Source organism: Streptomyces roseofulvus (assembly GCF_039534915.1).
Classification (GTDB): Bacteria; Actinomycetota; Actinomycetes; order Streptomycetales; family Streptomycetaceae; genus Streptomyces; species Streptomyces roseofulvus.
On the sequence record NZ_BAAAWE010000001.1, the window covers coordinates 3223539 to 3244559 of the forward strand.

Sequence of the window (21021 nt, forward strand, 5' to 3'; positions counted from 1 at the left end):
CGCGGGAGCCGGAAGGGCGGACGCCTACGCGGGCGTGGGGTCTTCGGCCAGGGGGTCCAGGGAGAGGCGGTAGCCGCGTTTGACGACCGTCTGGATCAGCTTGGGGGTCCCCAGCGCCGCACGGAGCCGCGCCATCGCCGTCTCCACCGCGTGCTCGTCCCGCCCCGCCCCCGGCAGCGCCCGCAGCAGGTCCGCCCGGGAGACGACCCAGCCCGGCCGGCGGGCCAGGAGGCCGAGGAGCGCCATGCCGGCCGGCGGCACGGGCCGGAGCTCCCCGTCGACGAGCACCGCGTGGCCCCGGATCTCGACGCGGTGCCCGGCGACGGGCAGCACCCGCGCCCGCGCGGGCAGTTCGGTGCAGAGGAGCTGCACGAGCGGCCCGAGCCGGAAGCGTTCGGGCTGGTGCGTCGGGATGCCCTCGGCCTGCAGCGGCAGCGCCGTCACCGGCCCCACGCACACCGCGAGCACCTCGTGCCGCAGCGCCTCGACGACCCGGTCCCGTATCCCCCGCTCGGCGGCCCGGGCGAAGAGCGACGCCGCGGCGGGCGCGCTGGTGAAGGCGACCGCGTCGACGGAGCCGGCGAGGACCGTGTCGATCAGCCGGTCGAGCGGCCCGAGGTCCTCCGGCGGCATCCACCGGTAGACGGGGACGCCGAGGACGCTCGCCCCTGCGGCGGTGAGCGCCTCGACGAAGCCGGGGAGCGGTTCGCCGTGGAGCTGGAGGGCGATCCGACGCCCGGCGACGCCTTCGGCGAGGAGCCGGTCGAGGACCTCGGCCATCGACTCGGACGAGGGCGACCAGGACTCGGTGAGCCCGGCGGCCCGCACCGCGCCCTTGACCTTGGGCCCGCGGGCGAGGAGTTCGACCCCGCGCAGCGCGTCGAGGAGCTCGGAGCCGTACCCCCAGCCCTCCGCCGCCTCGACCCAGCCGCGGAAGCCGATCGCGGTGGTGGCGACGACGACGTCCGGGGTGTCGCCGATGATCTCCTTGGTGGCGGCGAGGAGTTCGGCGTCGTCGGCGAGGGGCACGATCCGCAGGGCGGGGCCGTGCACGACGGCCGCGCCGCGCCGACGCAGCAGGGCGATGAGTTCGTCCGCGCGCCGGGCCGCGGTGACGCCGACGGTGAAGCCGGCCAGGGGTCCGTGTTCGTGCTGGTCCATGGGCATCGAGAGTGGCGCGGACGCGTGACGGTCGGGGTTCACGCGTATTTCCTGCCCGTTACGGTACGCGCCCGGCACCCCGGCTCACACCTTCGCGTATCCGGGCCGGTTCTCCGGCTCCTCGGCGGACTCGGCGGTGTCGGGCACGACGGGCGGGCGCCGAAGGTATACCGCCCAGGTGACGGCCATGCAGGCGGCGTAGAAGGCGAGGAAGGCGACGAAGGCGCCGGTGCCGCTGCCGACGGTCTGGAAGGACTGCCGGAAGGCGAGGTTGATGCCGAGGCCGCCGAGGGCGCCGACGGCCCCGATGAGACCCATGGAGGCGCCGGAGAGGCGCCGCCCGTACGCCTCGGCGGTGTCGCCGCTCAGGCCCTTGCGGTGGCCCTGGGCGAGGAAGATCGCCGGGATCATCTTGTAGGTGGAGCCGTTGCCGAGGCCGCTGAGGACGAAGAGGGCGATGAAGCCGACGAGGAAGACGGCGAGGGACTCGGCCAGCGAGGCGTAGATGACCACGCCGGTGGCGGCGGCCATGGCGGCGAAGGTGCCGAGGGTGATGCGGGCGCCGCCGTGCTTGTCGGCGAGGGAGCCGCCGAGCGGGCGGATGAGGGAGCCGAGCAGGGGGCCGATGAAGGTGAGCGAGGCGGCCTGGAGCGGGGTGCGGCCGAACTGGGTCTGGAGGACGAGGCCGAAGGCGAAGCTGTAGCCGATGAAGGAGCCGAAGGTCCCCACGTAGAGGAAGGCCATGATCCAGGTGTGGCGGGCCCCGAGGGCCTCGCGGACGGCCCCGGTGTCGTTCTTCACGGGCGTGAGGTTGTCCATGAAGAGGGCGGAGCAGACGGCGGCGGCGATGATCAGCGGCAGGTAGACGCCGAGGACGATCCTGGGGTGCAGGGCGCCGGCGGTGCCGATGACGAGGAGGCCGACGAGCTGGACGACGGGGACGCCGATGTTGCCGCCGCCGGCGTTGAGACCGAGCGCCCAGCCCTTCTTCCGGAGCGGGAAGAAGGCGTTGATGTTGGTCATGGAGGAGGCGAAGTTGCCGCCGCCGACGCCGGTGAGGGCCGCCACCAGGACGAAGGTGGAATAGGAAGTGCCGGGTTCCATGACGGCGTAGGCGAAGCCGGTCGGCAGCAGGAGCAGCAGGGCGCTGAAGATCGTCCAGTTGCGGCCGCCGAAGCGGGCGACGGCGAAGGTGTACGGGATGCGGATCAGCGCGCCGACGAAGGTCGCGGTGGCGATGAGGAAGAACTTCCCGGCGGGGTCGATGCCGTACTGCGGCCCCATGAAGAGGACCATCACGGACCACAGGCTCCAGATGGAGAAGCCGATGTGCTCGGAGAAGACCGAGAAGGCGAGGTTCCGTCGGGCGATCCGCTCGCCCTTCTCCCGCCAGAAGGTCTCGTCCTCCGGCTCCCAGACGTCGATCCAGCGCCCGCCCATCTCAGCACCTCCACGGTGTCGGATCCGGTCCCGGATCCTGGTGACCCCGACGCTAGGAGGGCGGCGTTTCAGGACGGTGCCGCGAGGTGACGTCGGCGGAACCTTGCTCTCACCCGGGCCCCGCGGCCCCTGTGAGTGGGACGCCCGGCAGCCCCGGTTCGCCGTCCGGGAGCCAGGAGCCGGGCGGACGTTCCAGCCAGCCCTCGCGGGCGCCCAGTTCGGCGGCGGCGGTGCGGAGGGCGTCGAGGGCGGGGTGGCGCAGGCCCTTGCGCCAGACGAGGCTCACGGGCGAGAGGGGGACGGGGTCGACGAGGGGCCGCAGGACGCAGCCGGGCATGGGCGGGAAGCCGGTGCCGGCCAGGACCGGGCGCCGGTGCTTGGCCATGATCCGCTGGAACTCCTCCTTGCCGACGGCGAGCGGCGCGGGCGGCGCGAGGTGGATGCCGCGGCCGGCGAAGAGCCGGGCGGCGAGGTCGGTCCACTCGGGGGTGCGGTCGTTCCCGGCGCCGGCGTAGAGGTGTTCGCCGGCGAGCCGGGCGAGCGGCACCTCGGGCAGGGCGGCGAGCTCGTGGTCCTCGGGCAGCAGCACCGCCATCGGCTCGTACCGGACGAAACACGCGTCGAGCCGGGCCCGCAGGGCGGGCGGGAGGCCGCCGTACCGTCCGAAGGAGGCGTCGAGCCGGCCGGCCAGGATCTCGCGCGCGGCGCCGGTGAGACCGGACTCGAAGCGGGCCATCAGCTCGTGCTCGGGGGCGAGTTCGCGGGCGCGGCGCAGGATCCGGTCCTGGACGAGGCCGGGCGTGTTGAGGTCGACGAGGAGCGGCCGGGCCTCGGCCCGGAAGGCGTCGCGGAGCGCGTCGTGGGCGTCGAGGACCCGGCGGGCGTACGGGAGGAGCCGTTCGCCGTCCGGGGTGAGGGCGACCTGCCGGGTGGTCCGTACGAAGAGCGGGACGCCGACCTCGCGCTCCAGGCGCCGGATGTCCCGGCTGAGCGCCTGCTGGGCGACGAAGAGCCGGCCGGCGGCGCGGGTGAAGTGCAGCTCCTCGGCGACGGCGGTGAAGGCGCGGAGCAGCCGGGGTTCGATGTCGTACGGTGTGGCCACCCGCCGCATTCAACAACACAGGTGCGTGAATGGCGACCGTACAGGTGTTGGACGGTCCGGGCCCCGCGGCCGGAGCCTTGCGTCATGCCCCAGCAGCACCTCGTCCCCACTCCCGCCGGCCCGGGCCTGGCTCCCCGCTACCGCGAGCGCCCCGCCGCGCTCCCCCGCAACCCGTACCTCCGGCTCTTCGCCCTGCCCGGCACGCGCGCGTTCACCGCCGGGAACCTGATCGCCCGGCTGCCCTCGGGGATGTTCGGCATCAGCGCGGTGCTCATGATCTCGGCGGCGTACGACTCCTACGCGCTGGCCGGCGCGGTCGGCGCGACCGGCCTGGTGGCGGGCGCGGTGGCGGCGCCGTGGGTCGCCCGGCTGGTGGACCGGCACGGGCAGGGCCGGGTCGCCGTCCCGGCGGCGCTGCTGGCCGCCCTGGGGCAGCTGGCGCTGCTGCTGTGCGTCCGGGGGCACGCGCCCGTGTGGGCGCTGTTCTGCGCGGTCGTCCTGACCGCGACCGCACCGAACACGGGCGGCATGTCCCGGGCCCGCTGGGCGCACCTGCTGCGCGGTGACGCGGCGGCGCTGCACACGGCGAACTCGTTCGAGCAGGCCGCCGACGAGCTGTGTTTCATGCTGGGTCCGCTGCTGGCGGCGGTGGCCTGCTCGGCGCTGTTCCCGGAGGCGGGCACGCTGGTGGCGGCCGTCCTGCTGCTGACCGGCGTCCTGCTGTTCGCGGCCCAGCGCTCGACCGAGCCGCCGGTCGCCCCGCGCTCCTCGGCGGGCTCGCCGCTGCGGGTGCCGGGGATGCCGCCGCTGCTGGCGGTCTTCGTCGCCACGGGGGCGGTCTTCGGCGCGATGGAGGTGACCGCCCTGGCCTACGTGGACGGTCCGCTCGCCGGCCCGGTCCTGGCGCTCCAGGCCGCGGGTTCGTGCGCGGCGGGCCTGCTCTACGGGCGGGCCCGCCGGGGCGCGGGCCTGCGCGGCTGCCTGGCGGCGATGACGGTCCTGATGGCGGCGCCGCTGCTGGCGGCGGGGACGGGTTCCCTGCTCGCCCTGGCCGCCGGTCTGCTGGTGGCGGGCATGGCGACGGCCCCGACGATGGTGACGGGGATGGGGCTGGTCCAGCGGCTCGTGCCGTCCTCCCAGCTGAACGAGGGCATGACGCTGGCCGTGACCGCGCTCCTGGGGGGCATCGCGGCCGGTTCGGCCACGGCGGGCTGGACCGCCGACCACGCCCCGAACCCCGTCGTCGGCTTCGTCCTGCCGGTGACGGCGGCGGCGCTGGCGCTGGCCCTGTGCGCGGCGACCGGCGTCGGCCGCCGCGCACGGGGCTGAGAGACCTCTCTCAGCTCTGCCGGAGCGGCGGCATCGGCACCTGGACCCCGTAGGCGGTGGCCCCGGCACCGATCCCGCCCTCGCAGCCGTCGGGCTCCTGGGTGCCGAGGCCGCGGGTGGACGGCTTCTCGGCGGCCCAGAACATGTAGCCGAGCAGCCCGGCGGTGGTCCCGGCCCCGTGGGGGGCCGCGTTGCGCACCCAGTCGCCGGTGGCCTTCTGCAGCGAGGTGGCGAAGTCGGTGCACTCGGGCAGCGGGCTGCGCCCGTAGGCGACGTACAGGCCCGCCGTGAACTTGGCGGGGGCGAGCGGCGGGACCGGCGGCGCGAACTGGGACTTGCCGTCGATGTGCTCCTGCCAGTGGGCGATGTGGGTGCTCGCCGAGGAGGGGCGGGCGGTCACCATGGCGTTGGCGTAGTCGAGGACGGGCGCGTCGGTACGGAGCCAGTCGGCGGTCGCCTTGCGGTTGATGTCGATCAGCCAGCGGTCGCCGGCGGCGGTGTCGATGGTGAGGCGGGCGGCGGGCCGGCTGCCGGTGGCGTCGTAGGGGTGGACGGACCGGTAGGCGTCGATGAAGGACTGGAGCCCGACGAGGTCCGGGTCGGTGTTCTGCTCGTAGTCGATCTCGATGCCGACGCCGAGGTCGGCGGCGACGGCGGCCGCGTTGAGCCCCAGCTGGGTGGGGTTCTCGGCGAGGGCCGCGTCCCATGCGTCGGTGTAGGTGATCCCGCCGATGGAGAGCATGACGCGGACGCCCCGGGAGGTGAAGTACTGGACGATCTCCCTGGTCATGCCGGCGGGGACGCCGTCGACGGTGCCGGCGTCGGTGGTGCGGCGGAGCAGTTTCAGCGGCTCGACGAAGCTGAGCACGACGAGGTTGACGGAGGGCCGTCCGTCGCCGCGGTCGATCAGCCAGTGGTTCTTGGCGTCGAACTCGGCGAGGTCGCGCTCGGTGGACCAGGTGCAGTAGTCGTCCCCGCAGTGCCAGGCGCCGTAGACCTGGACAGGGGCGGCCGCGTGGGCCGGGGTCGTGGGGACGAGGAGGGCGAGGAGCATGAGCAGGACCGCGAGCGGTCTGTGACGCATACGTACCTCCGGGGTTGCCGTGTCCTGGGGGGCGGCTCCGGCAGAGTGGCAGGTACAGACCAAGTCGGCAAGCCCTCGGGACCCCGGGCATGACAGAGGCCCGGTGGTCGCTCGCGCGACCACCGGGCCTCTGCCCACATGGGATGAGTGGAGATGGCGGGAATCGAACCCGCGTCCAACGGTGCGGAACCAGGGCTTCTCCGTGTGCAGTCTGGTACGAGTTTCTCAGCCCTCCGGATCACCCAGACAAGTCCGGAACGGGCTCAGTCACTGTTTGATTTCCCTCTTCACCCCGTGACCGGGATCAAGGTTTAGTTCCCTAGCTGATGCCAGGATCCGGGTCGGGAACAGCCCCGGGCTGACACTTCGCAAGTCGCTACTTAGGCAGCGAGGGCGAAGGAATCGCGCTTGGTGTTGGCGATTATTGGTTTCGGCGCGTGGTTTACGAGATCATTGCCGCTTCCTCGACACGCTTCCCCTGCTTCGACATCCGCTGTCGAAACCGATCATCCCCATGTTGATTTTTCAAATCGCGCACCCTCGGTGAGGTGCGTTGCCCATGGTACGTGAACCGTGGGCACGGTTGCCAGCGGATTAACGCTCCTGTGCGCGCTGGCGCCGCTTGGCCGCCGCGATCGCCCGCGCGGTCTCGCGGGTGTCCTGCTTCTCCCGGAGCGTCTGCCGCTTGTCGTACTCCTTCTTGCCCTTGGCGAGCGCGATCTCGCACTTCACCCGGCCGCCCAGGAAGTACAGCGCGAGGGGCACGATCGTGTGACCGGTCTCCGACGCCTTCTGCTCCAGCTTGTCGATCTCCGCCCGGTGCAGCAGCAGCTTCCGCTTCCGCTTCGCCGAGTGGTTGGTCCAGCTGCCCTGCATGTACTCGGGCACGTGGATGTTGTACAGCCACGCCTCGTGGCCCTCGATCTGGACGAAGCCGTCCACCAGCGAGGCCCGCCCCATCCGGAGCGACTTCACCTCCGTGCCCATGAGCGCCACGCCCGCCTCGTACGTGTCGAGGATGAGGTAGTCGTGGCGCGCCTTCTTGTTCTGCGCGATGAGCTTGCGCTCCGGCCCCTTGTCCTGGGCCTTCTTGGCAGGCTTGCCCTGCACGTTGACGAGTCCCTTAGCCATAGTGCGGTCATTTTCGCACTACGAGCCCCCTCCGAGGCCACTCAATACCGTGCGGGCCCGCTCCTCCGCCCCGTCCTGGGCCGGCACGTCGGGGGCGATGCCCCGCCCGTCCACGTCGTGCCCGGCGGGGGTGCGGTAGTGGCCCACGGTGAGCTCCGCGACCGAGCCGTCGGGCAGGGTGCTCGGCATCTGCACGGAACCCTTGCCGAAGGTCTTGGAGCCGACGGTGACCGCCCGGCCCCGGTCCTGGAGCGCGCCGGTGAGCAGCTCCGCCGCGCTCATGGTGCCGCCGTCGACCAGCGCGACCAGCGGCCGGCCGGTGTCGCCGCCCCGCTCCGCGTACACGGACCGCTGCTCGCCCTCGACGTCGTACGTGGCGACCAGGCCGCCGTCGAGGAAGGCGGAGGCGGCGACGGCGGCCTCGTCGACCAGTCCGCCGGCGTTCCCGCGCAGGTCCAGGAGGACGCCCGCGCCGGGCGGGGCCTCGCGCACCGCCTCCCGCACCCGGTCGCCGGCGCCCTTGCTGAAGGCGGCGACCCGGATGACGACGGTCCGCGGGTCGGGGCGGCTGACGGTGACGGGGTCGGTCGAGAGCCGCTCCCGGCGCAGGGTCTGGGTCCAGGTCATCCCGGCCCGGCGGATCCTCAGGGCCACGGTGGAGCCGGGCACGCCGTCGCCGCGCAGCAGGGAGACGACCTCGGAGACGGAGAGACCGGCGGTCTCGCGCCCGCCGACCGCGAGCAGCCGGTCGCCGGGCCGCACCCCGGCCCGCTCGGCGGGCCCGCCCTCACGCACCCGGGCGACCTCGACGCCGCCCCCCGGGGAGGTACGGGTCGCGGAGAGGCCGACGCCGGTGTAGGCGCCGTCGAGGGACCGCTCGAACTCGGCGTACTCCCGCCGGTCGTAGACCGCGCCCCAGCGGTCGCCGCTGCGGCTGACGAACTCCTCCGCGGCCTGCTTGCCGGACTTGCCGTCGGCGGCGGCCTCGGCGGCCGCGCGGTGGAGGGCGGCGCGGTCGAAGACGGCACGGTCCCCGGCGCCGGTACGGGGCTCGCGGGCGGCCTCGTCCTCCCGCGGCAGCACGCCGGTCGCGGCGGCGGTGGCGAGGACTCCGGCGAAGACGAGCGTGAGAACGGCCCCGCGGGCGACACCGCGGGGCCGGAGACAGAGGGGCGCGGGGCCGGCCGGCATGGCGCCCACTCTAGGACAAGGCGATGGCGCCCCAGGAGCTTTGTCCCCAGGACGCCAACCGCCGACGGTGGTCTCTTCTCACACCTTCAGGTACTTGCGCAGCGCGATGAACGCCGCCACGGACGGCATCAGCAGGCCGATGACGATCACCAGCGGCAGCTGGGCGAGGACCACGTCCCAGCCGATGAAGTTCACCAGGGGCATCTGCTCGGCCAGGTTGAGACCGTGGTCGACGAGGAAGTACCGGCCGGCGACCAGCAGCACACAGGCGAAGGCGCCGCCGATCAGGCCGGAGAACGCGGCCTCCATGATGAACGGCATCTGGATGTAGAAGCTGGAGGCGCCGACCAGCCGCATGATGCCGGTCTCGCGGCGGCGGCTGAAGGCCGAGACGCGGACCGTGTTGATGATCAGCATCAGGGCGATCACCAGCATGAGGAGCATCAGCGCGACGGCCGCGTAGTTCACGCTGCGCATCATGTTGAACAGCGTCTCCAGGATGGACCGCTGGTCCTGGACGGACTCGATACCGTCCCGGCCGGCGAAGGCGGTCGCGACCACCTTGTACTTCTCCGGGTCCTTCAGCTTCACCCGGATCGACTCCTGCATCTGGTCCGGGGTGATGACGGAGGCGATGGCGGTGTCGCCGTACTGCTCCTTGTAGTGCTTGAAGGCTTCCTCGGCCGTCTCGTGGATGACGTTCTCCACGATGTCCATCTTCTTGAGGTCGGCCGTGATCTGCTCGCGCTGCTGCTTGGTGACGGCGCCCTTGGCGCACTTGGGCGAGGAGGCGGCGTCCGTCTTGTTGCAGAGGAAGATGGAGACGTTGACCTTGTCGTACCAGTAGTCCTTCATCGTGGAGACCTGCTCGCGCATGAGCAGGGCACCGCCGAAGAGGGCCAGCGACAGGGCCACGGAGACGATCACCGCGAAGGTCATCGTCAGGTTGCGCCGGAGACCGACGCCGATCTCGGAGAGCACGAACTGAGCGCGCATGGTGTTCTGGTTCCCCCGCCGTCAGTGCTGGTAGCCGTAGACGCCGCGCGCCTGGTCGCGGACGAGGCGGCCCTTCTCCAGCTCGATGACGCGCTTGCGCATCTGGTCGACGATGTTCTGGTCGTGGGTCGCCATGACGACGGTGGTCCCTGTCCTGTTGATGCGGTCGAGCAGCTTCATGATGCCGACGGAGGTCTGCGGGTCGAGGTTGCCGGTCGGCTCGTCGGCGATCAGCAGCATCGGGCGGTTGACGAACGCGCGGGCGATGGCGACGCGCTGCTGCTCACCACCGGACAGCTCGCCCGGCATGCGGTCCTCCTTGCCGCCCAGGCCGACCAGGTCGAGCACCTGGGGCACGGCCTTGCGGATCTCGCCGCGCGGCTTGCCGATGACCTCCTGCGCGAAGGCCACGTTCTGCGCGACCGTCTTGTTCGGCAGCAGGCGGAAGTCCTGGAAGACGGTGCCGAGCTGGCGCCGCATGTGCGGCACCTTCCAGTTGGACAGGCGGGCGAGGTCCTTGCCGAGCACGTGCACCTGGCCGGTGCTGGCGCGCTCCTCCCGCAGGATCAGCCGCAGGAAGGTCGACTTTCCGGAGCCGGACGAACCGACGAGGAAGACGAACTCCCCCTTCTCGATCTCCAGGGAGACTTCCCGGAGCGCGGGGCGGTTCTGCTTCGGATAGGACTTGGAGACGTTGTCGAATCGGATCACGGATGCACCACGGTCGGCCGGGAGTAGGTGTGCGTGACCTTACGCGAACCGGGAAGCCCCGCGCAGTCGCGCTCCTGGCTTGCACCCTTTATCCTTTTTGGCCGCCCGGGGCGGTGCGGAGGCGTTTACGGGCGGGGCGCGCCGGAACCTCGCGGAGCTGGCACAGTGGTAGGGGGAACGTCCGGATCGTGCCGGGCGTTGTCCTGGTGTGAGCCCCGTGCGGGAGGAGGAGAGCGTATGACCTACGACCGACTGGTGTGCGCCAACTGCGCGGCCCCGGTCGCCGAGGGTCGCTGTCCCGTCTGCCGGGCCAACCGCGACCGCCTGGCACCCCAGGGCCTGTCCCCCGCGATGGTCCTGACGCTGGTGATCGCGCTGCTGGCGACGCTGGCCCTGCTGGCGGCCGTCCGCACGGTGTAGGCCCCCGGGGCCTACACCCCGTACACGAGCCGGAACGGCGAAAGGGCCGGGGAGGACAGCCTCCCCGGCCCTTTCGCGTACCGCTAGGGCGTCGCTCAGGCGGCGGCGCCGCGCCCGCCCGCGACCAGGCGCGGGAGGAAGCGGAAGCCGATGCCACCGGCAATCATGGTGGCGGCACCGATGATGAGGAACGAGGTCTCGGCCGCACCGGTCTCGGCGAGCTCCTCCTTGGCCTCACCCTGCTGCACCGGCTGCGAGCCGGCCTGCTGGGTGTCGGTGTTGTTGTTGGAGCCGGTCGAACCGGTGGAGCCGGTCGAACCGTCCGCGACGCACTCGACGCCGTCGAGCTCGACGGTGCAGGTGCCGGCGCCGCCGTCGGCGGAGGAGCCACCGGTGGTCGACGAACCGCCGGTGGTGGAGGAACCACCGTCGGTGGAGGAGCCGCCCGAGGTGGAGGAACCACCGGTGGCGGAGGAGCCACCGTTGCCGGAACCGCCGTTGCCGTTGCCGCCGTTGCCGTTGCCGCCGTTGCCGCTGGAACCGCTGGACGAGCTGCCGCCGTCGGTCGAAGCGCCACCGTCGGTGGACGCGCCGCCGTCGGTCGAGGCACCACCGTCGGTGGACGCGCCGCCGTCGGTCGAGGCACCACCATCGGTGGACGCGCCACCGTCGGTGGACGCGCCACCGTCGGTGGACGCGCCACCGTCCGTGGACGCGCCGCCATCGGTCGAGGCACCACCATCGGTGGACGCGCCACCGTCCGTGGACGCGCCACCGTCGGTCGAAGCGCCACCGTCCGTGGACGCGCCGCCGTCGGTCGAAGCGCCGCCGTCCGTGGACGCGCCACCATCGGTGGACGCGCCACCGTCCGTGCTGGCGCCACCGTCGGTGGACGCGCCACCGTCGGTCGAGGCACCGCCGTCGGTCGAAGCGCCACCGTCCGTGGACGCGCCACCGTCGGTCGAAGCGCCACCGTCCGTGGACGCGCCACCGTCGGTCGAGGCGCCGCCGTTGTCACCGCCCTCGATGTCACCGATGCTGGTGTTGCCGTCGCTGTCGCCGAGCGCGCCGACGGTCACCTCCAGGGTGGCCCCGGAGTCGTTCCCGCCGACAGCCTGCGCGGCACCCGCCGCGGTCAGGGACGCACCGGCGATGATCACGGCACCGGCCGCGACTCGCGCCAGGCGGACTCGCGTCTTGTTGGTCATCTGGTTGCTACCCCCAGTAGCTTCATCTCGTCATGGGGCAGCGCCAGGGGCCCCGGGCACGGGAAGCGTCATGGTTACTGGACCTGCCCCCGTTCACACGCGCCCCAGATATGCGCATGCCATCCAGCCACCCTTCCGAGTTTCCGATGCAGCGTCAAGGCCGTTGCGCGTGCGATGCCCGAAAGATCACCAGTTGGACGGCATGTGACGATGCAACTGTGACGTAAACCCGGAACTACGGGGTTCGCGGCGGCAGTTCCCTTGTCGACAAAGCTCCCCGTTCGCCCGCGAACCGCTTGCACCGGCGAACGTCCGGTGAACGCGCCGGGCCCCGCACCGAGAGGTGCGGGGCCCGGACGGGAACGCTGCGGGGGTTACTTCGTCTGCTCCTGCTGCTTGCGCCAGCGGATGCCGGCCTCCAGGAAGCCGTCGATCTCGCCGTCCAGGACCGACTGCGGGTTGCCGACCTCGAACTCCGTCCGCAGGTCCTTGACCATCTGGTACGGGTGGAGGACGTAGGAGCGCATCTGGTTGCCCCAGGAGCTGCCGCTGTCCTTGAGCGCGTCCATCTTGGCGCGCTCCTCCTGGCGCTGGCGCTCCAGGAGCTTGGCCTGGAGGACGTTCATCGCGCTCGCCTTGTTCTGGATCTGCGAGCGCTCGTTCTGGCAGGAGACCACGATGCCGGTCGGGATGTGCGTGATGCGCACGGCCGAGTCGGTCGTGTTGACGCCCTGGCCGCCGGGGCCGGAGGCGCGGTACACGTCGACACGGAGGTCCGACTCCTCGATCTCGACGTGGTCCGAGGACTCGACGACGGGGAGGATCTCGACGCCCGCGAAGGAGGTCTGGCGGCGGCCCTGGTTGTCGAAGGGCGAGATGCGCACCAGGCGGTGGGTGCCCTGCTCGACGGAGAGGGTGCCGTAGGCGTACGGCGCCTTGACGACGAAGGTGGTCGACTTGATGCCGGCCTCTTCCGCGTACGAGGTCTCGTAGATCTCGGTCGAGTAGCCGTGGCGCTCGGCCCAGCGCAGGTACATGCGCTGGAGCCGCTCGGCGAAGTCGGAGGCGTCGACGCCGCCGGCCTCGGCGCGGATGTTGACCAGCGCCTCGCGCTCGTCGTACTCGCCGGAGAGGAGGGTGCGGACCTCCATCTCGTCGAGCGCCTTGCGCACGGCGGTGAGCTCGGCCTCGGCCTCGGCGCGGGTGTCCGCGTCGTCCATCTCCTCGGCGAGGTCGAAGAGCACACCGAGGTCGTCGATGCGGCCGCGCAGCGCCTCGGCCTTGCGGACCTCGGCCTGGAGGTGGGAAAGCTTGCTCGTGATCTTCTGCGCCGCCTCCGGGTCGTCCCACAGGGACGGGGCCGCGGCCTGCTCTTCGAGCACGGCGATGTCTGCCCTCAGCTTGTCGAGGTCCAGGACGGCCTCGATCGACCCCATGGTCGAGGAGAGGGACTTCAGCTCTTCGGATACATCGACGACTGCCACGCGTCCAGCGTAACGGCTCCGGGCCCGGAGCCGAACCTACGGCCGTCCGGCCTGTGGACAACCGGTGCTACGGCTGCGCCGGCTGGGAGGACGGCCGGGAGTCCTGGGGCGCGGTCCCGTCGTCCCCGGCGAGCGCCAGATAGCCGCCGACGCCGAGCGCGCCCGCGGCCACGGCGGCCGCGATGCCGAGGGCGATCCGGCGCTTGCGGACGGCCCCGGCCCGGTTGCGGGCCGAGCCGGGCCGGCGGGCACCGGCCGGGCGCGGGGCGCGGGCGGTGCCGTGCGGGCCGCCGGACAGCTCCTCGGGGCCGGGCACGCGCATGGAGGTGTGGGTGTCGCGGTGGGAGTCGGCGGAGGCGCCGGGCACCAGCGGGACGGCGGCGCGGCGGCGGCCGGTGTCGGTCCCGGTGGAGGTGGCGTGGGCCGGGTCCTCGTACGGCTCCGGGGCCGCCGCCGGTTCGGCGTCGGGCTCGTCCACGTCCAGCGGCGGGATGCCCTTGAGCAGCGGCAGGACGTCGGCGAGGCGGGCGGCCAGCTCGGAGGCGCGCAGCCGGGAGGCGGGGGCCTTGGCGAGGCACTGGACGAGCAGCTGCCACAGCTCCTCGGGGATGCCGGGGAGGGGGACGACGGTCTCGGTGACGTGCCGGCGCAGGACCGCGCCGGGGTGGCCGCCGCCGAACGGGGTGAAGCCGGCCAGCAGCTCGTACAGGACCGTCGCGAGGGCGTAGATGTCGACGGCGGCGCGCGGCGGCAGGCCCTCGACGATCTCGGGGGCGAGGTAGTCGGGGGTGCCGATGATCCGGGTGGCCTTGGTGCGGCCGGGGGTGTCGATGAGCTTGGCGACGCCGAAGTCGGTGAGGAGGGCGGGGTGGGCGCCGCCGGGGCCGAGCGGGCCCTCCATGTCGAGGAGGATGTTCTCCGGCTTGACGTCCCGGTGGACGACGCCGGCCGCGTGGGCGGCGGCCAGGCCCTCGGCGACGTCGCGGATGATCGCGACGGCGGCCTCGGGGGCGAGCCGGCGCTCGCGGTCGAGGCGGGTGCGCAGGTCGGTGCCGCGGACCAGGTCCATCACGAGGGCGAGGTCGTTGCCGTCGACGACGAGGTCGCGGACCTTGACCACGCGCGGGTGGTCGAGTCCGAGCAGGGCGGTCCGCTCCTGCACGAAGCGGCCGACGAGTTCCTGGTCGGAGGCCAGGTCCTCGCGCAGCAGTTTGACGGCGACGGGGCCTTCGGGCCCCTCGCCGAGCCACACCGTTCCGGCGCTGCCCCGCCCGAGGATCTGGTGGGCGGTGTAGCGGCTGCCGATGTTCCGTGCCAAGACTGCTCCCTCAGCGGCTGCGGTTCGCGTCAAAGTTACGCGTCCCGGGCCGCCGGACGTCACTTCCGGAGCGAAATCACCCCTCGGAAGTCGATAAATCGGCAGTACGACCGCGTTCCGGCGGTCGTACTGCCCGGTGGGCCGCTCCCGGGAAGGGGCGGCGGCTACTGGCCGGTGCCGCCCGATCCGCTGGATCCGGTGGCGTCCCCGATGGTGGAGATCCAGTCGCTGACGGTGGCGATGCCGTCGCCGATGGCCTCCCAGTAACCCTTGCCCTGGGCGATCCAGTCCTGGAGCGGAGTGAGCTCCCAGACCAGCCACCCGGCCACCACGAAGAGGACGATCATGACCAGGCAGCCCTTGAGGCAACCGAGGCCGGGGATCCGCACCGGGTTGGCGCTGCGCCGGCGCGGCTCGCGCGGGGCGGGCGGCTGCGGCTGCGGCTGCTGGGGCTGCTGCGGCGGGGCGTACTGCTGCTGCGGCGGCTGCGGGGGCGCGTACGGCTGCGGGGCGGGCGGCTGCGGCTGCCGGTACTGCTGCTGCGGCGCGGGGCGCTGCTGCTGGTACGGCTGCTGCGGCGGGCCCTGCTGGTACGGCGGGGGCTGCTGCCCGTACTGCTGCGGCGGGCCCTGCTGGTACGGCGGGGCCTGCGGCGGCTGCTGCGGGCGGCGCGCGGGGCGGCGGCGCAGCGGGTCCTCGCTGGGGTCCAGGTACTGCACCTGGGTCTGCTCGTTGCGGTCCCGGGCGGCGGCGAGCTGGCTCTGCCAGGGGTGCGGGTCCTCGGCCGGCGGGTTCGCCGGCATGGCGGGCATGACGGCGGTCGGGTCCGCCGCGCCGGCGGGGCCGCCGGCCGGCAGCACGGTGGTGGGGTCGGCGGAGCCGGCCGGTCCGCCGGTGGGCAGGACGCTGGTGGCGGCGGCCGGGTCGAACTGCGCGCCGGAGCCGGCGGGCAGCACCTGGGTGGGGTCGGCGGCGCCGGGGGTGCCGGGGACCTGCGCCGGGTCGGGGTCCGGGGCGAGCAGGGCGCCGACGCCCTCGGCGGCCTCGATCTGGGCGGGCGAGGAGTGGACGCCGATGCCGGCGGCGACCGTGCGCAGGCCGCGCGCCAGGTTGACGGCGCTGGGCCGTCGACCCGGGTCCTTGCTGAGGCAGCGCTCGATGACCGTCCACAGGGGCGCGGGCACGGTGGAGGGCCGCCGGGGCTCCTCGCTGAGGTGCATGTGGAGGACTTCGAGGGCGGTGCCGCCGGCGAACGGCGGGCGGCCGGTGACCAGCTCGTACAGGAGGATGCCGGCGCCGTAGATGTCGACGGCGGAGGTCTGCGGGCGGCCCTCGGCGGACTCCGGCGCCACGTACGCGGGCGTGCCGACGAACTCGTGGGTGCGGGTGAGGCCCGGGGAGTCGGCGAGGCGCGCGATGCCGAAGTCGGTCAGCATCGGGTGCATGGCGCCGTCCCGCTCGGCCACCAGCACGTTGGCCGGCTTGAGGTCGCGGTGGACGACCCCGTCGGCGTGGCTGGCGGCGAGCGCGTCGGCGATCTGCGCGGTGAGCAGGGCGGCGGCGACCGGGGTGAGCGGGCCGTTCTCCCGCAGGTAGCGGTGCAGGTCGGGGCCCTCGACGAGGTCCATCACCAGGGCCAGCACGTCGCCCTCGACGACCAGGTCGCGGGTGCGCACGATGTTCGGGTGGGTGAGCCGGAGGAGGACGGACCGCTCGCGCAGGAAGCGCATCACGATGTCCGCGTCGTTGGCCAGCTCCTCCTTGAGGACCTTGATCGCGACGGTCTCGCCGGGCTGGCCCGGCACGGCCGCCTCGGCGCCCGCCGTCTCCCTCTGGCGGGCTCGCCAGACGGTGCCCGTGGCGCCGCGGCCGAGCGGCTCCTCGAGCAGGTACTTGCTGCCGATTGGCCGCACGTCACGCGCTCCCTGCTGATCGTGGTCCTGGGTGGCCGGTCCTCGCCCGGTGCGAGCCGAGCCGGGGCCCCGGAGGTCCTCTTGTTCTCTGTTGTGACCCGTCCGGGTGTCCGACCCACTCTAGTGCCGCCGAACGGGTCGCAGCCCGGTCGTCCACAGGCCGATTTCCGCTGGGGCGTTCGAAGCCGCCGGGGTCCGGGGCGGCCGTCCGCCCCGCCGGTGATCACGGCCGGAACCCCACCCGGATTCCGTCCCAACTTGTCCGGAAGAAGACGCTCCTCCGGCCGGGATGGTTGCCGCACCGGCCCCGAGGCCGGGAACGACCTGGCGTTTTCGCGTCACACCCGGCGGCTCCGGACGACCGTTCAAGATCACTTCGGGGCGACCCGGCGGCGGGCTGTCGGCCGCAGGTGCGAGGATGCCCCCAGCACGTCGCATCGGTGGGGCCGGGAGCCCCCGCGCCGTGCCGACCTGTACCGGGCGACGCGTCCGTGCCGGGTGGGGGGAGACACGGGGCGGTCCCCTGCCGGGCATGTCGCGCAGAAGGGACCGCTGACGGCGATGCAGATCCGGCTGACCGTCCTCGCGCCGCACGCCGGCCACGGCGCCGGCCGCGCCTGCGACGTGCTCGTCACGGCCCCCGCGGGCACCGCGCTGTCCGCCGTGGCCTCGAATCTCGCCACCGCCGTCACCGGCCCCGACGCGACCGGCACCGGCACGCCGGTGCTGTACGCGGGCGCGGAGCGGCTGGACGCCCGCCGCTGCGTGCTGGGCGAGCCGCCGCTGGTCGACGGCGCGGTCCTGGCGCTGAACGCCCCCGACCCCGACGACCGGGCCGATCTCGCCGCCACCGCCTCCTCCGCCGCCCGGCTGCACGTGGTCGCGGGTCCGGACGCGGGCGGGGTGCACCTGCTGCACGGCGGGGCGATCCGCGTCGGCCGGTCCGTGGAGGCGGACGTGCCGCTGGACGACCCGGACGTCTCCCGCTCGCACTGCACGGTGACCGTCGCCGCGGACGGCCGGGTCACCGTGGCCGACCTCGGCTCCACCAACGGCACCATCCTCGACGGCGCACCCGTCGGCGAGCGCCCGGTCCGGCTGCGCCCCGGGGCGCTGCTCCGGCTCGGCGAGTCCACCCTGCGGCTCACCGTCCCCGACGGAGCCGCGGCGGATCCCGGGACGCTGCCCACGGCCCCCGACGGCGAGGGCCACCTCCGGGTGCCCCTGCCGGAGGCCGCCCCGCCCGCGGAGGCGGACGCCGACGCGTGGCCCGGCCACTCCCCCGGGCCGGACGCGGACGCCGCGGCTCCGGCCCGCACGCCCGGCCCGTCGTCCTCCTGGACCGGGCAGGGGCCCGAGACGCACGGCTCGGCGCAGGGCGTGCCCCTGGCCGACGCGTGGCCGGACGCCGGGCACGCGCGGGCGCGCGAGCCCGAGGGCGGTGACGGCGGCGAACCGCACAGCCGCGTCCGTACCAGCCCCGGGAGCGCCGACCCGATGACCCGCAGGACCGGTCGGCGCGGGCTCGGCGCCTGGGCGCGGCGCCTCGCGGGCGGCCGCGAGGCGGAGGCCGCGCCCGGCGCCCCGGCGGACCCGGCCGCCCCCGACGCGGCCCGGTCCGAGGCGCCCGGCCCGGCCGCCGCGCCCGACACCTGGCCGGATCCGGCGGCCGTCCTGCTGACCGCGCTCGGCCCCGGCCCGCGCCTGTGGGAGCGGGCCGCCGACCATCCCGAGGCCCTGGTGGTGCGGCTCGGCACCGCCGACCGCGCGGAGCTGTCCGGGGTCCCCGTCACCGTCGGGCTGCGCGAGGCCGGGTCGCTCGGCCTGGCCGGGCCGGCGGAGCGGCTGACCGGGCTGGCGCGGGCCGTGGTGGCCCAGCTGGCCGCCCTGCACTCCCCCGCCGACCTGGAGATCGTCCTCGTCAGCGCCGACCGGAACCGTTCCCTGGAGGAGCGGCGGCGGGCCTGGGGCTGGCTCGGCTGGCTCCCGCACGTGCGGCCCGCGCACGGCCAGGACTGCCGGCTGCTCCTCGCGTACGACCGCGAGCAGGCCCAGGCGCGTACGGCCGAGCTGACCCGGCGCCTCGACGACGGGCCGCTCGGGCCCGGCTGGGCCAGCGCGGACCGGTCCGCGGTCGCGGAGGCCGCCGCGCGGTACGCGGGCCCGGCGACGGTCGTCGTCGTGGACGGCGACCCGGGCACGGCGGCGCTGCGCGAGACGGTGGCCCGGCTCGCCGGGGCCGGCGCGGCGGCCGGCATCCATCTGATCTGCCTCGCCGAGGCGCCCTCCGCCTCCCCCGCCTCGCCGGTCGCCGCCACCTACGAGGCGGCCTGCGCGGCCTCCCTCGCCTTCCGCGAGTGCGGGGCGGCGGCCCTGCTCAGCGGGGACGTGGCCACCGCGCTGCGGCTGCTGCGGACGTCCGGCGGCCGGGCCGCGGGCCACGGCACCGTCGGGATCGTGGACGCGGTCTCGGTCGCCTGGGCGGAGCGCTTCGGGCGGGCGCTGGCCCCGCTGCGCACGGACTCGGCGGCGGCCGCCCCCGGGCGGGCCGCCGCGCTGCCGCCGTCGGCCAGGCTCCTGGACGAGCTGGGCCTGGCCCGGGCCACGCCCGCGTCCCTGATGGCCCGCTGGGCGTCCGCCGGGGAGGGCACGGCCGTCCTCGGCGCGGGTCCCTGCGGCCCGCTCTCCGTGGACCTCACGGCGGAGGGCCCGCACCTGCTGATCGAGGGCCCGGCGGGCAGCGGCCGTACGGAGCTGCTGCGGGCCGTCGCCGCCTCCCTCGCGGCCGGCGGCCGCCCGGACCGGCTCGGGCTGCTCCTGGTGGACGGCGCCGGCGGCGAGCGCGGCGAGGGCCTCGCGGCCTGTACGGAGCTGCCGCACGTCACCGAGCACCTGGTGGCGTCGGACCCGGTCAGGATGCGGGAGTTCGCCCAGGCGCTGGGCGCGGAGCTGAAGCGCCGGGCGGAGCTGCTGGGGGACGCGGACTTCGCCGACCGGCGGAGCACGCGCGCGGTGATCGGCCAGCGCGGCGCGAGCCCCGCCGAGGCGGTGCCGCAGGGCGTCCGCGCGGGCCTCCGGCTCCCCGACGCGTCGGACCTGGGCGACCGCCCGAGCGGCCGCACCCTGCGCACGGGCGCGGGCGCGGTGGGCGACAGCCCTCCGGGGGTCCGCACGCCGTACCAGGGCGCGGACGACCTCGCCGACCGCCCGTCGGGCCGGGTCCCCCGCCCGGCCGGCGCCTCAAACGAGCTGCCGTCGACCCCCAGCGACCGCCTCGGCGGCCGCGCGCACGTGGGCGACCTCCCGGCCACCTTCAACGGCCGGCTGGGCGGCGGCGCCGCGGACCTCCCCACCCGCCGCAGCGGGCGCACGCTGCGCACCGACGACCCCCTCCCCGCCCCCGAGGACCTCCGGGCCACCCCGAGCTCCCGCACGGCCCACCCGGGCGCGGGCGACGTGCGGGGCGCCACGAGCGCCCGGACGGCCCGCCCCGGCTCCGGCGACGTCCAGGGCGCCACGAGCCACCGCACGGCCCATCCGCGCGCGTCGGACGTCCAGGCGGCCGCGAGCGGCCGCACGGCCTACCCCGGCACCGAGGACGTGACCGGCACATCGAGCAGCCGCACCCCGTACCCCGGCGCTTCCGACCTCTCCCGGACCCCCAGCGCCCGCACGGCGTACCCCGGCGCGGGCGACGTCCAGGGCGCCACGAGCGCCCGTACGGCGTCCCCGCGCGCGGGGACGGCCTCCGGCGCGGGCGACGTCCAGGGCGCGGCGAGCGGCCGGACCGCGCACCCGGGCAGCTCCGACCTCTCGCGGACGCCGAGCGCCAGGACTCCGTACCCGGGTTCCGGGGATGTCCACGGCGCCGGCAGCGGGCGTACGCCGTACCCGGGCTCCGGGGACGGCGAGCGGGGCGCCGCGCGCGTGCCGCGGCCGGCGAGCGAGGAGGACCACCTTCCGCGGGCGGCCGCCGGGCGGGTGCCGCTGCCGCGGCTCGTCGTGCTGGTGGACGACTTCGACGCCCTGGTGGCCCCCGCCCTCGGCGCGCCGGGGCGGCCCGCCGCCGGGTCCGTCGTCCGGGCCCTGGAGGCGGTCGCGCGGCACGGCGAGCGGCTCGGGGTGCATCTGATCGCGACCTCGGCGCGGCCGGACCGGACCGTCGACACCGACCTGGCGCACGGCGCCCGGCTCCGCGTGGTCCTGGACGCGCCGGCGAGCGCGCCGGGACCCGACGTGCCGGCGCCGGGCCGGGGCCGGCTGGGGCATCCGGACGGGCGGGTGACGCCGTTCCAGGCGGGACGCATCACCGGCCGGATCCCCCGGACGGCGACGCTGCGGCCGACCGTCGTCCCGCTGGAGTGGGAGCGGATGGGCGACCCGCCCGCCCGTCGCCCGGTCCGCGAGCTGGGCAACGGCCCGACGGACCTGGCGCTGCTCGCGAGCGCGCTCGACCGCGCGGCCCGCTCGGTGGAGGCCGCCCCGGTCCCGCCGCTCACCCACGCCTGACCCGGGCCCGGCCCGAGCGGCGTC

At 74.6% G+C, this 21021-nt stretch carries 15 protein-coding genes and 1 other RNA gene; 3 read left to right on the forward strand and 13 right to left on the reverse strand.

The genetic code is table 11. From position 1 onward, the window contains the following. Positions 1-24: 24 nt before the first annotated feature. The 3 genes from ABFY03_RS14835 to ABFY03_RS14845 form a co-directional block, all read right to left on the reverse strand. The gene (locus ABFY03_RS14835) at positions 25-1161 is read right to left on the reverse strand and encodes a uroporphyrinogen-III synthase (protein ID WP_346170096.1); all 1137 of its coding nucleotides are present in this window, start codon (positions 1159-1161) and stop codon (positions 25-27) included. 84 nt (positions 1162-1245) lie between these two features. Further along, entirely contained in the window at positions 1246-2601 is a 1356-nt protein-coding gene (locus ABFY03_RS14840; RefSeq protein ID WP_319009389.1) for a nitrate/nitrite transporter, read from the reverse strand. Between the two features lie 109 nt (positions 2602-2710). Continuing rightward, the gene (locus ABFY03_RS14845) at positions 2711-3703 is read right to left on the reverse strand and encodes a LysR family transcriptional regulator (protein ID WP_346170097.1); all 993 of its coding nucleotides are present in this window, start codon (positions 3701-3703) and stop codon (positions 2711-2713) included. 84 nt (positions 3704-3787) lie between these two features. Between ABFY03_RS14845 and ABFY03_RS14850 the strand changes: the two genes are divergently transcribed. Beyond that, positions 3788-5032, forward strand: a complete 1245-nt coding sequence (locus ABFY03_RS14850; protein ID WP_319009391.1) for an MFS transporter — start codon at positions 3788-3790, stop codon at positions 5030-5032. 10 nt (positions 5033-5042) lie between these two features. Here the strand turns inward: ABFY03_RS14850 and ABFY03_RS14855 are convergent, their stop codons facing one another. The 6 genes from ABFY03_RS14855 to ftsE all read right to left on the reverse strand — a co-directional run bounded on the left by ABFY03_RS14855 (position 5043) and on the right by ftsE (position 10145). After that, positions 5043-6116, reverse strand: coding sequence for a glycoside hydrolase family 18 protein (locus ABFY03_RS14855; protein ID WP_319009392.1), 1074 nt, complete (start codon positions 6114-6116; stop codon positions 5043-5045). A 145-nt stretch (positions 6117-6261) separates the two neighbouring features. Beyond that, positions 6262-6630: a transfer-messenger RNA gene (gene ssrA, locus ABFY03_RS14860) on the reverse strand. Positions 6631-6710: 80 nt separating this feature from the next. Continuing rightward, the gene (gene smpB, locus ABFY03_RS14865) at positions 6711-7247 is read right to left on the reverse strand and encodes an SsrA-binding protein SmpB (RefSeq protein WP_051716858.1); all 537 of its coding nucleotides are present in this window, start codon (positions 7245-7247) and stop codon (positions 6711-6713) included. An 18-nt stretch (positions 7248-7265) separates the two neighbouring features. Beyond that, positions 7266-8438: a S41 family peptidase gene (locus ABFY03_RS14870; RefSeq protein WP_319009393.1), complete on the reverse strand. Its 1173-nt coding sequence runs from the start codon at positions 8436-8438 to the stop codon at positions 7266-7268. A 78-nt stretch (positions 8439-8516) separates the two neighbouring features. Beyond that, complete coding sequence (gene ftsX / locus ABFY03_RS14875; protein WP_319009394.1) at positions 8517-9434, reverse strand: permease-like cell division protein FtsX; 918 nt, start codon at positions 9432-9434, stop codon at positions 8517-8519. 21 nt (positions 9435-9455) lie between these two features. After that, positions 9456-10145, reverse strand: coding sequence for a cell division ATP-binding protein FtsE (gene ftsE / locus ABFY03_RS14880; protein ID WP_031008389.1), 690 nt, complete (start codon positions 10143-10145; stop codon positions 9456-9458). A gap of 237 nt (positions 10146-10382) precedes the next feature. On the opposite strand from ftsE, the gene ABFY03_RS14885 reads away from it, so the two are divergent. Then, positions 10383-10565, forward strand: a complete 183-nt coding sequence (locus ABFY03_RS14885) for a hypothetical protein (protein WP_319009395.1) — start codon at positions 10383-10385, stop codon at positions 10563-10565. Positions 10566-10660: 95 nt separating this feature from the next. On the opposite strand, the gene ABFY03_RS14890 is transcribed toward ABFY03_RS14885, so the two are convergent. The 4 genes from ABFY03_RS14890 to ABFY03_RS14905 form a co-directional block, all read right to left on the reverse strand. Beyond that, on the reverse strand, positions 10661-11773 hold the full coding sequence (locus tag ABFY03_RS14890; RefSeq protein WP_346170098.1) for a hypothetical protein: 1113 nt from the start codon (positions 11771-11773) through the stop codon (positions 10661-10663). 374 nt (positions 11774-12147) lie between these two features. Further along, positions 12148-13257, reverse strand: a complete 1110-nt coding sequence (prfB, locus tag ABFY03_RS14895) for a peptide chain release factor 2 (RefSeq protein ID WP_319009397.1) — start codon at positions 13255-13257, stop codon at positions 12148-12150. A 67-nt stretch (positions 13258-13324) separates the two neighbouring features. Further along, the gene (locus ABFY03_RS14900; protein WP_319009398.1) at positions 13325-14575 is read right to left on the reverse strand and encodes a serine/threonine-protein kinase; all 1251 of its coding nucleotides are present in this window, start codon (positions 14573-14575) and stop codon (positions 13325-13327) included. A 164-nt stretch (positions 14576-14739) separates the two neighbouring features. Further along, a complete protein-coding gene (locus ABFY03_RS14905; protein ID WP_346170099.1) occupies positions 14740-16488 on the reverse strand; it encodes a serine/threonine-protein kinase in 1749 nt (582 codons plus the stop codon). 561 nt (positions 16489-17049) lie between these two features. Between ABFY03_RS14905 and ABFY03_RS14910 the strand changes: the two genes are divergently transcribed. Further along, positions 17050-20997: an FHA domain-containing protein gene (locus ABFY03_RS14910; RefSeq protein WP_346170100.1), complete on the forward strand. Its 3948-nt coding sequence runs from the start codon at positions 17050-17052 to the stop codon at positions 20995-20997. The last annotated feature ends 24 nt before the right edge of the window (positions 20998-21021 follow it).